General features: G+C 72.6%; 14 protein-coding genes and 1 pseudogene. 5 read left to right on the top strand and 10 right to left on the bottom strand.

The features are described 5' to 3' along the window. Positions 1 to 15: 15 nt before the first annotated feature. A complete protein-coding gene (locus tag ACGFIE_RS27990; protein WP_363684465.1) occupies positions 16 to 1,311 on the top strand; it encodes a sensor histidine kinase in 1,296 nt (431 codons plus the stop codon). 58 nt (positions 1,312 to 1,369) lie between these two features. Next, a complete protein-coding gene (locus ACGFIE_RS27985; protein WP_030329744.1) occupies positions 1,370 to 2,023 on the top strand; it encodes a response regulator transcription factor in 654 nt (217 codons plus the stop codon). Here ACGFIE_RS27985 and ACGFIE_RS27980 read toward each other — a convergent pair. From ACGFIE_RS27980 to ACGFIE_RS27970, 3 genes are read right to left on the bottom strand one after another with little or no spacing between them, the layout of a single operon-like run. Beyond that, on the bottom strand, positions 2,004 to 2,669 hold the full coding sequence (locus tag ACGFIE_RS27980; protein WP_363684467.1) for an HAD hydrolase-like protein: 666 nt from the start codon (positions 2,667 to 2,669) through the stop codon (positions 2,004 to 2,006). The two genes, ACGFIE_RS27985 and ACGFIE_RS27980, sit on opposite strands and share 20 nt — an antisense overlap. Positions 2,670 to 2,689: 20 nt before the next feature. Continuing rightward, positions 2,690 to 2,944, bottom strand: a complete 255-nt coding sequence (locus ACGFIE_RS27975) for a glutaredoxin family protein (protein ID WP_234582371.1) — start codon at positions 2,942 to 2,944, stop codon at positions 2,690 to 2,692. After that, a complete protein-coding gene (locus ACGFIE_RS27970) occupies positions 2,934 to 3,554 on the bottom strand; it encodes an AMP-binding protein (protein WP_393300068.1) in 621 nt (206 codons plus the stop codon). The genes ACGFIE_RS27975 and ACGFIE_RS27970 overlap by 11 nt, the downstream gene beginning before the upstream one ends. A gap of 575 nt (positions 3,555 to 4,129) precedes the next feature. Here ACGFIE_RS27970 and ACGFIE_RS27965 point away from each other — a divergent pair. From ACGFIE_RS27965 to ACGFIE_RS27955, 3 genes are all read left to right on the top strand, one after another. After that, positions 4,130 to 5,092 (top strand): ECF subfamily RNA polymerase sigma factor, BldN family, encoded by a 963-nt coding sequence (locus tag ACGFIE_RS27965; RefSeq protein WP_393300065.1) that lies wholly within the window; start codon positions 4,130 to 4,132, stop codon positions 5,090 to 5,092. Positions 5,093 to 5,373: 281 nt separating this feature from the next. Then, positions 5,374 to 6,261 carry a DUF5667 domain-containing protein gene (locus tag ACGFIE_RS27960; RefSeq protein WP_393300062.1) on the top strand — a complete coding sequence of 296 codons (888 nt, stop codon included), beginning with the start codon at positions 5,374 to 5,376 and terminating at the stop codon, positions 6,259 to 6,261. A gap of 134 nt (positions 6,262 to 6,395) precedes the next feature. Further along, complete coding sequence (locus tag ACGFIE_RS27955; RefSeq protein WP_393300059.1) at positions 6,396 to 7,265, top strand: HAD family hydrolase; 870 nt, start codon at positions 6,396 to 6,398, stop codon at positions 7,263 to 7,265. Position 7,266: 1 nt separating this feature from the next. Here the strand turns inward: ACGFIE_RS27955 and ACGFIE_RS27950 are convergent, their stop codons facing one another. The 7 genes and pseudogenes from ACGFIE_RS27950 to ACGFIE_RS27920 all read right to left on the bottom strand — a co-directional run bounded on the left by ACGFIE_RS27950 (position 7,267) and on the right by ACGFIE_RS27920 (position 13,921). Continuing rightward, positions 7,267 to 8,124 carry a lysophospholipid acyltransferase family protein gene (locus ACGFIE_RS27950; protein WP_393300169.1) on the bottom strand — a complete coding sequence of 286 codons (858 nt, stop codon included), beginning with the start codon at positions 8,122 to 8,124 and terminating at the stop codon, positions 7,267 to 7,269. A gap of 259 nt (positions 8,125 to 8,383) precedes the next feature. After that, on the bottom strand, positions 8,384 to 9,460 hold the full coding sequence (locus ACGFIE_RS27945) for an NAD-dependent epimerase/dehydratase family protein (protein ID WP_393300056.1): 1,077 nt from the start codon (positions 9,458 to 9,460) through the stop codon (positions 8,384 to 8,386). A 121-nt stretch (positions 9,461 to 9,581) separates the two neighbouring features. Next, positions 9,582 to 9,683, bottom strand: coding sequence for a 30S ribosomal protein bS22 (locus tag ACGFIE_RS27940; RefSeq protein WP_007465623.1), 102 nt, complete (start codon positions 9,681 to 9,683; stop codon positions 9,582 to 9,584). A gap of 214 nt (positions 9,684 to 9,897) precedes the next feature. Then, positions 9,898 to 10,107, bottom strand: coding sequence for a helix-turn-helix domain-containing protein (locus tag ACGFIE_RS27935; RefSeq protein ID WP_007465625.1), 210 nt, complete (start codon positions 10,105 to 10,107; stop codon positions 9,898 to 9,900). A gap of 210 nt (positions 10,108 to 10,317) precedes the next feature. Next, entirely contained in the window at positions 10,318 to 11,502 is a 1,185-nt protein-coding gene (locus tag ACGFIE_RS27930; RefSeq protein ID WP_393300053.1) for an ABC transporter permease, read from the bottom strand. A gap of 119 nt (positions 11,503 to 11,621) precedes the next feature. Beyond that, a pseudogene (locus ACGFIE_RS27925) lies at positions 11,622 to 12,461 on the bottom strand (ABC transporter ATP-binding protein); the annotation flags it as partial. Then, positions 12,458 to 13,921, bottom strand: coding sequence for an efflux RND transporter periplasmic adaptor subunit (locus tag ACGFIE_RS27920; RefSeq protein ID WP_393300050.1), 1,464 nt, complete (start codon positions 13,919 to 13,921; stop codon positions 12,458 to 12,460). The pseudogene ACGFIE_RS27925 and the gene ACGFIE_RS27920, both read right to left, overlap by 4 nt. Between the last annotated feature and the right edge of the window lie 272 nt (positions 13,922 to 14,193).

Genomic DNA, 14,193 nt, shown 5'->3' with positions numbered 1-14,193 from the left:
GCCTAGCCTGTGGCTATGACCGCCGTTGCCGCCAGCGACCATCCGACGCTGGCACCGAGCATCCCCCGCCAGCTCTTCGTCGACTCCGGCTACGTGCTGCTCGGCCTCCCCCTGGCGGTGGCCAGCTTCGTCGTCCTCGCCGTGGGCCTCGTGGCAGGTGTCGGCCTGGTGGTCACCGTGATCGGCCTGCCGATCCTCAGCGGCACCCTGTACGCCGCCCGGGGGCTGGCCGACATCGAGCGACTGCGGCTGCCCGCCGTGCTGCGACAACCCCGGATCCGACCGCACTACCGACTCCCGGAGGCGGGCGCGAACGCCTGGCGGCGGATCTTCCTGCCGATGCGCGACGCCCAGTCCTGGCTCGACCTGGCGCACGGCATCCTGCGGGTGATCGTGGCGCTGGTCACCTTCGTGCTGACGCTGGCCTGGTGGATCGCCGCTGCCGCCGGCTCCCTCTACTGGGTGTACGACTGGGCGCTGCCGCACGGCAGGGACGACAGCGACCTGGCCCAGCTGCTCGGCCTGGGCGACTCGACCACTGCCCGGATCGGGGTGACCACCGCGATCGGGGTGTTCTTCCTGATCACGCTGCCGATCGTGGCTCGGGGTTGCGCGCTCCTGCAGGGCAGCTTCGCCAAGGCCCTGCTGACCGGGGTGGCCGAGATGCGGGACCGGATCACCGTGCTGGAGGAGCAGAAGCGGGCTGCGGTGTCCGCCGAGGCGTCCGCGCTGCGCCGGCTGGAACGAGACATCCACGACGGCCCACAGCAGCGCCTGGTTCGGCTCGCGATGGACCTCAGCCGGGCCCGGATGCAGCTCGCCTCCGACCCGGAGGCCGCCGGCCGGACCATCGACGAGGCGGTGACCCAGACCCGGGAGACGCTGGCCGAGTTGCGGGCGCTGTCCCGGGGCATCGCCCCACCGATCCTTGTCGACCGGGGCCTGCCCAGCGCCCTGGCCGCGCTCGCCGGCCGTGGGCTCATCCCCATCGAGCTCCAGGTCGACCGGCAGCTCGGCACGCCGGGCGGGCGGCTCGACCCGGCGGTGGAGAACACCGCGTACTTCGTGGTGGCCGAGGCGCTGACGAACATCGCCAAGCACAGTCGGGCCACCGAGGCCGTGGTCGCCGTGGCCCGCCAGGAGACCCAGCTCCAGGTGCGGGTGGGCGACGACGGGCAGGGTGGCGCCCACCTCGCCAAGGGCCACGGGCTGGCCGGCATCGCCGACCGGGTCCGGGCGGCCGGCGGGGAGCTGGCAGTGGTGAGCCCGACCGGCGGGCCCACCGAGATCCGCGCGGAGCTTCCGCTGTGAGCCGCCGAACACCGCGCCGAGCCCGGACGGTGGGCCGGACGTGGTAGACACCACAGCCATGCGCATTGTGATCGCGGACGACGCCGTCCTGCTCCGGGAGGGGCTGGTGCGGCTGCTGACCGAGAGCGGGCACCAGGTGGTGGCCGCCGTCGGGGACGGTGACGCTCTGGTCGAGGCGGTGGTGGAGCACCGGCCGGACGTGTCGATCGTCGACGTCCGGATGCCGCCGTCGCACACCGACGAGGGACTGCGGGCGGCGGTGGAGGCGCGTCGGCTGGTGCCGCGTACGCCGATCCTGGTGCTCTCCCAGTACGTCGAGGTGTCGTACGCCGATGACCTGCTGGCGACCACCGGCGGCGCCGGCGGTGGCATCGGCTACCTGCTCAAGGACCGGGTGGCCGCGATCGACGAGTTCCTGGACGCGCTGCGCCGGGTGGCCGGCGGCGGCACGGTGCTCGACCCGGAGGTGGTCGGCCAGCTCTTCGCCCGCCGCCGCCGCGACGACCCGCTGCGCGAGCTGACCCCACGCGAACGGGAGGTGCTGGCCCTGATGGCCGAGGGCCGGTCCAACACGGCCATCGCCCGCGCCCTGGTGGTCAGCGACGGCGCGGTGGAGAAGCACGTGCGCAACATCTTCACCAAGCTCACCCTCCCGCCGGACACCGAGCAGCACCGGCGGGTGCTTGCCGTCCTCACCTACCTGCGGAACTGACCTCCCGGGCGGCCAGGGCCACCGCGTCGGTGAGGGTGTCGGCGACCGGGTGGCCGGAGGCGCGCAGCCGGGCCGGGTCGGTGAAGCCGCCGGTGTAGAGGACCGCCCGGCCGCCCACGGCGAGGGCCGCGTCCGCGTCGTCGATGGAGTCGCCGATCAGCACCACAGCGCTGCCGTCCACGCCCAGCTCGGCCAGGTGCCGCCGGAGCGACTCGGCTTTGCGGTCACCGCCGACGGTGGCCCGCAGCCCGTCGACGCGGGTGAAGTGGCCGGTCAGCCCGTAGGTGTGCACGGTGGGCACCAGCTCCTCGTGGAACCACATGGAGAGCAGACTCTGGCTGCCCTCCCAGGCGGCCATCGCGGTCTGCGCATCCGAGGCCAGCTCGCAGGTGGTCAACCCGTCGCGGTACGCGTCGTGGAAGATCCGGTCCAGGCGGCCGAACGCGTCGTCGTCCACGGCCTGGCCGAGCACCTCGGCGTAGTAGTCGGCGATCGGCCGACGGAACCGCGTCCGGTGCTCGTCGAGCGTGACCACCGGCCCGCCCACGCTGGCGAACGCGGCGTTGGTGGCGGCCACCACCAGGCTGAGGTCGTTGAGCAGGGTGCCGTTCCAGTCCCAGACGAGGTGGGGGTGCGCAGGGGTCATCGGAGCACCATAGGCACCGCTCAGAGCTGCGGGGTGGTCAGGTCCCGCAGCAGCCGGTCCTCCTCGACCCGCCAGTAGCCGTGCTCCTTGCCGTCGAGCAGCACCACCGGGAGGCGGTCGCCGTACTCCCGTTCCAGCCCCTCGTCGCCTGTGACGTCCCACTCGACCCACTTGTCGCCGGTGACCGCGACCACCCGGTCGAGCGCCGCCTTGGCGTCGTCGCACAGGTGGCAGCCGGGTCGGGTGATCAGGGCGAGTCGGGCGTCACTGGCCATCGGTTACCTCCGTGCGGGCGGTCGGCGTCGCCGACCGGAGCTGGGTCTTGCGTACCTTGCCGATCGACGAGTGCGGCAGCGCGTCGACGAACTCGACTGCGGTCGGGCACTTGAACCGGGCCAGGTTGCGTGCGCAGTGGGCGAGCAGCTCCTCGCTGGTCACCGGTCGGCCCTGTGCCGGCACCACGTACGCCCGCACAGTCTCGCCGGTTCGCGGGTGCGGCACACCCGGTACCGCCGACTCGACCACCCCGGGGTGCCCGGCGAGCACCAGCTCGACCTCGTGCGGATAGGCGTCGAGTCCGCGTACGTGGTCGGCCAGCAGCGCACGGTGGGAGAGCATCGCGCCCTTCGGACGCCCCTCGGTCCCGGACGTATAGAGCAGTACGGCGAGGTCGTCGCCGCCCCGGCGCGGAAGGGGACGCGCGGCGGCGGTCGGCGGCGCGGCGGCGGCCAGGCCGTGTGCGGCGGCGGTCCCGGCGGCGTCCAGTTCGGACCAGCTGACGCGCCCCTCCCGCCAATGCAGCGCGGGACGGTCACCACTGTCGAGAGCCGCCCGACGGACCCGGGCGGCGAGGTTCGGCGCGGGGTCTGCCGAGTGGTCCTGCACGGTGGTCGAGTCTGGCACAGCGGCGGTCGACAGGCCACGTCCGACGGTCGGGCGGCGAGGACTGTCGACTGTCCCGCCAACGGGACAGTCGCCGTGCCGCGGGTGATCCCATCCGGTCCGGTCGGCGGGACGACCGGCGTGCTCGACGGACGCTTCGGACCGGCTCGCCCGGCGGCCGGCCGAGGCGGCGCACCCGATCGGCCAAACTGGCCCCGACCTGGGGATCCATCCTGGAACACCGGCCCAGGCGAATGTCAAACGCACACGACGGACAACCGGTCCGCCACAGGTGCGACACAGCGGGAAATACTTCCGCCCTGTGTAACGGACTTGCCACGCGCGGGTGACGTTGGCCCTATTATCACTCGGGTCGGCTCACCCCATTTGCCGTGAGTCGACACCCCTCAGCCCGAGGAGGCCCCCGTGCCTGTCAGCGCATTGGACCAGCACCTCAAGGGGAACTGCCGCCCGTCGGCACACCCCGGAACCGTCCTGCCCGACCGGTTGCCCGGTCGGTCCGCACCGACGACCCGTAAACCGGCCCGCCCGGTGACCAACGGGACGGGGGCCGCGCGGTGACCACCTTCGGATACGCGGACCGCCCGGTCGGCCTGACCGGCCAGACGCCCCGCTCCCCCGTCAACGAACGACAGGCGGCCCGTGCGCCGCTGGGCGACCCGCACGGCGCTACGCGCGGTGACAACGCCGCCCAGCGCACTCGCAATCGCCCGCACACCAACGAGCCCCCACCAAGACCGGCGGCCCCCGGTGGCAACGCGATGCCGACCGGTGGCCGTGTCGCCGCACCGGCCCGGCCGACCATGCCCTCCCAGGGCCGTCGGGTCGGCGACGCGCCGGCGCCCGTCACCGATCCGGCGGCTGGCGAGACGGCGGTGATCCCGGCGGTCCCGGCGGACACCCCGACCGCCCCGATCACCCCGACCGGCTTCCCCAGCCGCCCGGACCCGTCTGACCCGGCCACCGAGGTCTGGACGCTTGTCGAGCGGGCACAGGCAGGCGAGTCCGAGGCGTTCGGCCTCATCTACGACAGGTACGTCGACACCGTCTTCCGGTTCGTCTACTTCCGGGTCGGTAACCGCCAGCTCGCCGAGGACCTCACCTCGGACACGTTCCTGCGCGCCCTCAAGCGGATCGGCAGCTTCACCTGGCAGGGCCGCGATCTCGGCGCCTGGCTGGTGACCATCGCCCGCAACCTGGTGGCGGACCACTTCAAGTCCGGCCGGTACCGGCTGGAGGTCACCACCGGCGACGTGCTCGACGCCGACCGCGAGGACCGGGGCCCGGAGGGCAGCCCGGAAGCCGCGGTGGTCGAACACATCACAAACGTCGCCCTGCTCACCGCCGTCAAGCAGCTCAACCCGGAGCAGCAGGAGTGCATCGTGCTCCGGTTCCTCCAGGGCTTCTCGGTCGCCGAGACCGCCCGGACGATGGGCAAGAACGAGGGTGCCATCAAGGCCCTGCAGTACCGGGCCGTTCGCGCGCTCGCCCGGCTCCTGCCCGACGGCTTCCAACCGTGATTCTCGCCGCGGGAACCGACGGGCGTCGATCAATGTCCGGGCAGCTCAGGGTGGGTGCTGCCCGGTGACGTCGATCACTTTGTGTGATTTCCGCCCCGCCAGGCCCGTAACCCGTGCCCGGTCCGCCGCGTTTCTCCGGGTGCGACCGGTGGTTGTCCCGGCAGGCCCGGGGCACCGAGGTCCGACCGGCACGCCGGACGGGGCCTCACCTCCGTGGTGTCACAGAGCCGCCCGGTCGCTGGCAACGATGGCGGCCGACCGGCCGTGACCAGCGAGAGGAGGTGCCTGCGGTGGACGACATCCTCTTCTCCCGCCGGCGCGCCGAGCGCTTCGCGCAGCTTCTCGACGAGGCCAACGGCGGCCGGCGGCACCACGTGCGGTCCCGAGTGGACAGCCAGCTGGCACCGCTCGTCGCAGTAGGCCAGCGACTCAGCGTCGATCCCCCCACGGCCGAGGTGAACCCCGACTTCCGCACCGGCCTGCGAGCGATGCTGCTCGCCACCGCCGAGCGCGAGGGGATGGGCACCACCCCGGCGACCGCCGAGCCGGCTGCCCCGCGGGCCGCAGCAACGAGCCGCGGCTCGCTGCTACCCGCGGTCACCGCCCGACGGGCCCGCGCCCGAGGCGCGATCCTGGTCGGCATCGCTGCCGGTGCCATCGCCGTCTCCGGGATCTCCGCCGCCAGCGAGAACGCCGTCCCCGGCGACGCGTTGTACGGCATGAAGCGCTCCACCGAGCGAGCCCAGCTCGCCCTGGCCAGCTCGGACATCAGCCGCGGCCAACTGTTCCTGGACTTCGCCCGGACCAGGCTCGGCGAAGCCGCCGAGCTGCGCGGTGACCGCATCGGCTACAGCGCCGTCCTCGACGACATGGACGCCGACACCCGGCAGGGCATTCGCCTGCTCACCGCCGCCGCCGTCCAGCGGGCCGAACCGGCCAGCCTGGACACCGTCAACACGTTCGTCACCAGCCAGCGTCGGGCGGTGACCAACCTGCTCGACGGCGCCAGCCGAGCCGACCGGGAACGGACCCGGCGTTCCCTGGCCCTGCTGGACACCATCCGGGAGCGCTCGGACTCGGTTCGGGCGGCGATCGCCTGCGGCCTGCCCGCTCCGACCGGCAGCGACGCGCTCGGACCCACACCGACCACCTGCCCCGGCGACCGCTGACCCGCCCGCCCGGCACTCCCCATACCGCACGCCTGACCGGCCGGACCACAGTTCCCTGTGGCCCGGCCGTTCGACCGTGTGCTCCGGCTACCCTCGCTGGAGGCATCCGTCGTACCTGGTGAGAAGGGAGTCGCGTGAGCCGCAAGGTGACGGTCAGCACCGACGCCCTGGGTCACACCGCCGGGTGGGCGGAGACCGAGCTCGCGCCGGTGACCCCACCCGCGCCGGACCGGGCCGCCGCGGCGTTCTTCGACGTCGACAACACGATGATGCAGGGCGCGTCGATCTACTGGTTCGCCCGCGGGCTCGCCGCCCGGAACTACCTCACGACCGCCGACCTGGCCCGCTTCGCCTGGCAGCAGCTCCGGTTCCGGCTGCTCGCCCGCGAGCACGCCGGCGACATGTCACAGGCGAAGGAGACCGCGCTGGCCTTCGTCGAAGGCTGGCGGGTGGACGACGTGGAACGCCTCTCGGAGGAGATCTTCGACGAGCTGATGGCGCCCCGGATCTGGGCCGGCACCAGGCAGCTCGCCCAGCGCCACCTCGACGCCGGTCAGCGCGTGTGGCTGGTCAGCGCCGCCCCGGTGGAGATCGGGCGGGTGATCGCCACCCGACTCGGCCTGACCGGTGCGATCGGCACGGTGGCCGAGGTGCGGGCCGGGGCGTACACCGGGCGGTTGGTGGGCGACCTCATGCACGGCCCGGCGAAGGCCGAGGCGGTCACGCAGCTCGCCGCCGTGGAAGGGCTGGACCTGAGCCGCTGCGCGGCCTACAGCGACTCGGCCAACGACCTGCCGCTGCTCTCCGCCGTGGGCCGGGCGGTGGCGGTCAACCCGGACGGCACCCTGCTGCGCCAGGCCCGCCAGCACGGTTGGGAGGTACGGGACTTTCGCACCGGCCGTCGGGCCGTCAAGATCGCCGTACCGTCGACGGCGGCGGCCGGCCTGGTCGCCGGCGCGGTCACCGCCGGCCTGGCGTTGCAACGCCGCCGCCGCGCCGGCTGACTCAGGGGCCGAACGGGTCCGGTCGCCGCTCCAGCAGCGAGTGCAGGGTCTGCTGGATGGTTTCCCGCACCTGGTCGGCCAGGTTGAAGACCACCAGCGGATCGTCCGCCGAGTCGGTCAGGTGCGCGGTGGGGATCGGCGGGCAGAACTCGATGAGCCACTTGCTGGGCAGCGGCACCATGCCCAGCGGCCCGAGCCAGGGGAACGTCGGCGTGACCGGGAAGTATGGCAGCTTGAGCAGCCGCGCCAGAGGCTTGATGTCGGCGAGCATCGGATAGATCTCCTCGCCACCGACGATGGCGACCGGGACGATCGGCGTGCCGGTGCGCAGCGCCGCCGAGACGAAACCGCCCCGGCCGAACCGTTGCAGCTTGTACCGGTCGGCGTAGAGCTTGCCGATGCCCTTGAACCCCTCGGGGAACACGCCGACCAGGTCGCCACCGCCGAGCAGCCGCTCGGCGTCCGGGTTGCAGGCCACCGTGCCGCCGGTCTTGCGGGCGATCTCCGACACCACAGGCATCCGGAAGACCAGGTCGGCGCCGAGCAGGCGCAGGTAGCGGTGGGCGGGGTGCTTGTCGTGCAAGGCCGCCGAGAGGATCAACGCGTCCAGGGCCACGGTGCCCGAGTGGTTGCCGACCACAAGCGCGGGCCCGTCGACGGGAACGTGCTCGACCCCGCTGACCTCGGTGCGGAACCAGTCCCGATAGAGCAGCCGCAGCAGCGGATGGAAGACAGCGTCGGTCAGCTCCGGGTCGAACCCGAACTCGTCGACCTCGTAGTCACCGGCCAACCGCCGACGCAGGAACGCCAGCCCGTTCGCGACCCGGCGGTCCCACTGGTCCCCGGGCCGATCCCGCACCGCCGGACCGCCGCCGGCGGTCGGGTCGTCGCCCGCGCTCACCGGGTCGTCGGTCGCGGTGTCGACCTCGTCGCCCGACGTCGCGGCGGGCGCGAGCCGGCTCGCCGGTCGGTGGCCGTTGCGCCGCGCCGGCTCCGCGTCCGGCACGGGCGGCCCCGGCGGTACGTCGAACGGCCCCAGACCCGCCGGTTCACGCCCGTGCGCCGGCCCGGTCACGACGGCACCTCGGCGACGCGCACGACAGGCGTACGCCTGGCGCTCATGGCGTCCGCTCCCGCACGGCTGCTCGGACCTGCCGGATGCCGTCCAGGACCAACTGCTCGGCAGCGGCCAACTGACCCCGGCTGAGCACCACCCCACCGTGGTGGGCGTGGATGAAGTCGTCGAACGCGGCGGCGGTGGAGCGGGGTGTGAAGCCGTACTCCTGCTCCAGTCGGGTGGTGTCGACGACCCGCCCGTGCACGAAGAGATCGACCTGGTCCAGGCCGTAGCGGCCGAAGCCCATGGTGCGGGCCAGCGCCGCGGCGCCGGAGAGACCAGGCTCCAGCACCGGCACGGCCACCCGACCGGCCCGCCGGATCGCCTGGGACAGCGACAGCACCCCCGGACCGGCGACGTTGTAGGTGCCCGGGTGATCCTCCACGATCGACAGGTGCAGCACCTCCAACGCGTCGTCGAAGTGCAGGAACTGCAGTCGGGGATCGCGGCCGAAGACGGTCGGCACGAACGGCTGCGCGAAGTAGCGCGTCAACGTCGTGTCGGCTGTCGAACCGATGAACGGGGCGAAGCGCAGCACCGTCGCGGTCACGTCGGACCGGCGACGGCGGAAGCCGCGAACGTACCCCTCGACGTCGAGGATGTCGCGGCCGAAACCGCCGCGCGGCACCTCGCGTGGCTCGGTCTCCTCGGTGAACACCGCCGGATCGCGGAACGACACCCCGTACGCGGCGGTCGACGACCGGACCACCAGCTTGCGCAGACGGGGCGCCCGCTGGCAGGCGGCGAGCAGTTGCATGGTGCCTATGACGTTCTGGTCCTTCATGGCCGACCGGCCGCCATGCTGCTGGTCGGGGGCGCTTACCAACGCGAGGTGGACCACCGCGTCGACCTCCAGGTCGGCGAGGAGCCCGCCGAGCGACCCCGGGTCGACGCGGATCCGCTCGACCCGGTCCAGCAGATCGGTGAACTCCGCGCCCGGCTCCGGCGCGTCCACGCCGATGACCCGTTCGATGCGGGGGTCGGCGGCCAGCCGGGCCGCCACGTGCGCGCCCAGGTACCGGCCGACCCCGGTGACGACGACGACCCCCGGAGCACCTGGGGTGCTACCGGGGGTCATCTGACGCACCTACGCCGACAGGAGGGATCGAGCCGGGAGAACCACGGCCTGATCACCTGAGCCTCCGAAGGTCGACTGTTTGGCAAGTGACGTCGAAGTGCCGGGCTGCGCCCGGCGACGATCACTTGCCGAGACGGCGACGCTGGACGCGGGTCTTGCGCAGCAGCTTGCGGTGCTTCTTCTTAGCCATGCGCTTACGGCGCTTCTTGACCACCGAGCCCATACGACAGCCTTTCGATACAACGTGCGGGGCGGGCCGGATGACACCACGCAGGTGGCGACGGCGACCGCATGCGGACAACGGACCGGACCGGTCTGGGTGGCGGGGCGCACCGGTGGGGTCTCGGTCGGGCTCCAGGGTAGCCGGAGAGCGTCAGCAGGACCAACGCGCCCCCGTCCATGCCGCCTACGTGGCACTCGACCGGCGGACCGGTGGCTCAGGCGGTTTCCTGAAACGCGCCCCGCAGGTATTCGTGCACCGCGTGCTCGGGCACCCGGAACGACCGCCCCACCCGGACAGCGGTGAGCTCACCGCTGTGCACGAGGCGATAGACGGTCATCTTCGACACCCGCATGACCGTCGCCACCTCCGCGACGGTCAGGAACTTGACCTCCGACAGCCGTCCATCGGACTGCGACCCGGCCATGGCTCACCGACCCATCCCATGCCCGGCGCGTGCCAACCCGACGGATGCTCCGGGTCGGGCGGCGACGCGCGTGTTACCAGTACGGTAGCGGGGCGGCTGTGACCGGCGCGATCCCTTCGTACAACTGATCATGCCTGGATCGTCGGTTCACCCGATCCGTGCTCCCGCTATCTCCCCGCCTGCGTCGGTCGTCCGGTTGGCCGGCCGGTCTCACTCGGCGCGAAGCGCCACCACCGGGTCGAGGCGACCTGCGCGCTGCGCGGGAACCACCCCGAAGATGATTCCCACCGCGGCCGACACCCCGAAGGCCAGCGCCAGCGACCACCAGGTGATCGCCGCCGGGATCGGGGACAGCGCGTCCACCAGCAGGGCGGTGCCCACGCCCAGCGCCATCCCGGTCAGCCCGCCGATCGTGGTGAGCAGCACGGCCTCCAGCAGGAACTGCACGCTGATGTCGCGGGGGCGGGCGCCGACGGCCTTGCGCAGCCCGATCTCCCGGGTCCGCTCCCGGACGCTCACCAGCATGATGTTGGAGACGCCGACGCCGCCGACGAGCAGCGAGATTCCGGCGATGGCGGCCAGTACACCGGTGAGCACACCGAGGATGTCGCCGAGCACACCGAGGATCTGCTGCTGCGTGACCGCGCTGAACTCGGTGTCCGGGTGGCGGCGGTTCAGCTCGGCGACGATGCGCTCGCCCAACTCGTCGATCCGCTCCCGGTCCGGCGCCTTCACGGCGATGCCGTCCACCCGCTGGGTGCCCCACAGTCGCTGCGCGGCGGTGACCGGCACGTGCACCTCGTCGTCCCGGTCGACGCCGAGGCTCTGCCCGAGGGGCGCGAACACGCCGATGACCCGGAACCGCACCCCGGCGAGGGTCACCTGCTGACCCAGCGGATCACGGTCGGGAAACAACGCGCGGGCCACCGAGTCACCGAGGACCGCGACCCGCCGGCTGGTGTCCACGTCCGTGCCGGTGAGGTAGCGGCCCCGGGCCAGCGACCGGGTGAACACCGTCGGGGTGGTCTCCAGCACGCCCTGCACGGTGGTGAAGTCGGAGTGGACGCCGGCCCGTGCGGTCGCCCCGGAGGCGACGGTGACCGCGACCCGCTGGGGATCGCCGACGACCCGGGAGACCGCGTCCACGTCCTTGAGCGTCAACGGCGAGACGACGGGCGCGGTGCCTACCTCGATCTTGCCGGGGACGACCAGGAGCAGGTTGGAGCCGAGCCCCTCGACCTGCTGCTCCACCTTCTGTTTGGTGCCGGTGCCGATCGCTACCAGCAGCACCACCGACGCCACCCCGATGATCACGCCGAGCATTGTGAGCGAGCTGCGCAGCCGGTTGGCCCGTAGCGCGTCCAACGCGACCCGCCACGCCTCGGCGACCCTCACGACTCGCTCCGGTTGTCGGCGGACGACTGTTGCACGGCCTCGGCACTTGTCGGCTCGTGCGTCGCGTTGGCTCCGACGGCCTGATCGGAGGTGCCGTCGCCGGTCGGCGGCTGCGGAAGGCGCCCGGTGGCTCCGGCGGCGCCACCGGAGCCACCGGACGGGTGCCCCGGGCCGCTTCCGGAAACGGACCGGGGCTCCGCGCTGGGAGCGGGGACCAGTGTCTCAGGTCGACCGTGATCGACGGACAGCGGTCGATCATGAAGGTCGGCGGCGCTCTCCGCCACCACCACACCGTCGCGCATGGTGATCCGCCGGGCGGCCCGAGCCGCCACCTCCTGGTCATGGGTGACCATGACCAACGCCACCCCGGATTCCGCGTTCAACCGCTCCAGCAGTTCCAGGACCGCCGCGCCTGTCACGCTGTCCAGGTTGCCGGTCGGCTCGTCGGCCAGCAGCACCGTCGGCTCGGTGACCAGCGCGCGGGCGATGGCGACCCGCTGCTGTTCGCCACCGGACATCTGGTTGGGCCGGTGGTCCAGCCGGTGCCCGAGACCGACCCGACCAAGCATCGCCGCCGCCCGCTCCCGGCGCTGACGGGCCGACACACCCCGGTAGACCAGGGGCAACGCCACGTTCTCCACCGCCGACGTACGCGGCAGCAGGTGGAACGCCTGGAAGACGAAACCGATCGTCTCGTTGCGCAGGGCGGCCATCTCCGGCGGCGAGAGGGCGTTGACGTCCCGCCCGCCGATCACCAACCGGCCACCTGTCGGACGGTCGAGACCCCCCAGCAGGTGCATGAGCGTGGACTTGCCCGAGCCGGACGGCCCCACCAGCGCCACGTAGTCACCCGGCTGCACGGTCAACGACACCCCGCGCAGCGCCTCGACCGACACCCCGTCCAACTCATACGTCCGCGACACGTCCACCGCCTCGATGGCCGGCGGGGTGTCGGTCACCGGACCTCCTGGCCGTCGCGCACCTGGTCGGTGCCGCGCACCACGACCCGGTCGCCGGCCTGGACGCCGTTGAGGATCTGCACCAGGTCGGACCCCTGGACGCCAACTGTCACCGGCGCCCGGTCCGCCCTGCCGTCGCGGACCACCCACACCGCGTCCCGGCCGTCGGCGGAGAACACCGCGGAGGCGGGGACGGTCACCGCGTCGGAGGCCTCGCGTACGCGCAGATGCACGATCGCGTTCATGCCGGGGCGGGGCGTCGGGGCGGGCGCGTCCTCGACCAGCTTCCCCGCGCCCAGTGTGAGGCGTACCCGATAGGTGACGCCGCCCTGCGCGGAGCTGGTGGGAAGCACGTCGACGGACCGGACGGTGGCGTCGTAGCTTGCGCCGGTCACCGCGTCCAGCTCGACGGTGGCGCTCACACCGGCCTTGACCAGCAGCACGTCGGTCTCGTCCACGTCGGCGAGCAGCCCCAACTGCCCGGTGTCCACCACGGTCAGCACCGGCGTGCCGGCGGTGACCTGACCGCCGACCGCGACGGCGTCGTCGACCCCGGCGGGCGGGCCGCCCTGGGCGGGGGCCAGCGCGGACGGGTCGATCCCGGCCCCACCGGCCTGCTCCAGCAAGCCGGCCAGCCCACCGTTGGCACCGCCGCCGGCCCGCGTGCCGCCAGGCTGCACCACTCCGGCGATCGGAGCGCGCAGGGTCAGCGCGTCGACCGTCGCCTTCGCCAGGTCGTACGCCTGCTGGGCCTGGAGCCGTTGCGCCGCGGCGAGCGAGCCGACGGCGGAGCTCAACCCGTTGATCCCCCGCTGCACCGCGCGGACCGCCTGGTCGGCGCTGCGCGCGGCGGCGGCGTACTGCCGCTGCGCGGACGTCACCTGGGTCAGCAGCGCGTCGCGCAACTGCGGGTCGGCGATCTTCTCGGCGGCCTTGCGGGCGGCGTCGAACGCCTCCTCGGCGGCCTTGTCGGTGCCCCGCCGGCTGCTGCTCAGGTTGCCCGCTCCGACGCCGCGGCCGGCGCGCTTCCCGGCGGTCAGCGCCTCCTTCGCCTGGCGGAGACGCTGCTGGGCACTCGGTGAGTTGACCACAGCGAGCACCTGACCGCGCTTGACCCGCTGTCCAGGCTGGACGCGCAGGCTGGCCAGGGTGCCGTCGGCGGGCGCGGTGAGGGTGGCGGCGGCGCGGGCGGTAACCGTGGCCGGGGCGTCGATCACCTCGGTCACCGGGTTGCGGGCGGCCGAGGCCAAGGCGAGATCCGGATCTTCGTCGCCGCAGGACGCGGCGGTGGTGGCGGTGAGGACGGCGACGGCGGTCAGGGCGATGAGCAGGCGGGGCCGCGTGGCGCTCGCGGGCCGCAGCGGGTGGGGGCGGCGCACCCATCGATCGTACGGGCGAGCTTGACCGGGGAGTAGGCACCCGACGGATAGTGGCCCTAAGGTCAATGGGTTGGCGGCCATGAATAATAGGTCCGCCAACCCATTGAGCGACGCTAGTCAGGCCTGCGCCAATCTATCTCCCTTCTCGGTATTGGACCACCAGCAACCAGCACCGAGAGGTTCCCAATCCAGTCGCTCGGACTCCTCGACTACACGCTTAACCAGCTCATCCCTTGACCCCGACCAAGCTTCGAACCCGCTATGGCCAAGATCCCCTGGGATCATCAGCTCACCTTCGATAAGCTGCGAGATCAGGGAAATGGCTGTTTCTCGGACGAGGTCAGACCTCGGCC

It is taken from the genome of Micromonospora sp. NPDC049275, from assembly GCF_043197115.1.
In the GTDB taxonomy this organism is placed as follows: domain Bacteria; phylum Actinomycetota; class Actinomycetes; order Mycobacteriales; family Micromonosporaceae; genus Micromonospora.
The sequence above is the reverse complement of the archived record's forward strand: the minus strand, read 5'-3'. Positions and strand labels throughout refer to the sequence as shown.

What these genes read in the sequence shown, in the direction of transcription:
- ACGFIE_RS27975 (WP_234582371.1), bottom strand. Translation starts at nt 2,944, where the DNA reads ATGGCCAGTGACGCCCGACTCGCCCTGATCACCCGACCCGGCTGCCAC.
- ACGFIE_RS27985 (WP_030329744.1), top strand. Translation starts at nt 1,370, where the DNA reads ATGCGCATTGTGATCGCGGACGACGCCGTCCTGCTCCGGGAGGGGCTG.
- ACGFIE_RS27990 (WP_363684465.1), top strand. Translation starts at nt 16, where the DNA reads ATGACCGCCGTTGCCGCCAGCGACCATCCGACGCTGGCACCGAGCATC.
- ACGFIE_RS27920 (WP_393300050.1), bottom strand. Translation starts at nt 13,921, where the DNA reads ATGGCCGCCAACCCATTGACCTTAGGGCCACTATCCGTCGGGTGCCTA.
- ACGFIE_RS27940 (WP_007465623.1), bottom strand. Translation starts at nt 9,683, where the DNA reads ATGGGCTCGGTGGTCAAGAAGCGCCGTAAGCGCATGGCTAAGAAGAAG.
- ACGFIE_RS27980 (WP_363684467.1), bottom strand. Translation starts at nt 2,669, where the DNA reads ATGACCCCTGCGCACCCCCACCTCGTCTGGGACTGGAACGGCACCCTG.
- ACGFIE_RS27935 (WP_007465625.1), bottom strand. Translation starts at nt 10,107, where the DNA reads ATGGCCGGGTCGCAGTCCGATGGACGGCTGTCGGAGGTCAAGTTCCTG.
- ACGFIE_RS27945 (WP_393300056.1), bottom strand. Translation starts at nt 9,460, where the DNA reads ATGACCCCCGGTAGCACCCCAGGTGCTCCGGGGGTCGTCGTCGTCACC.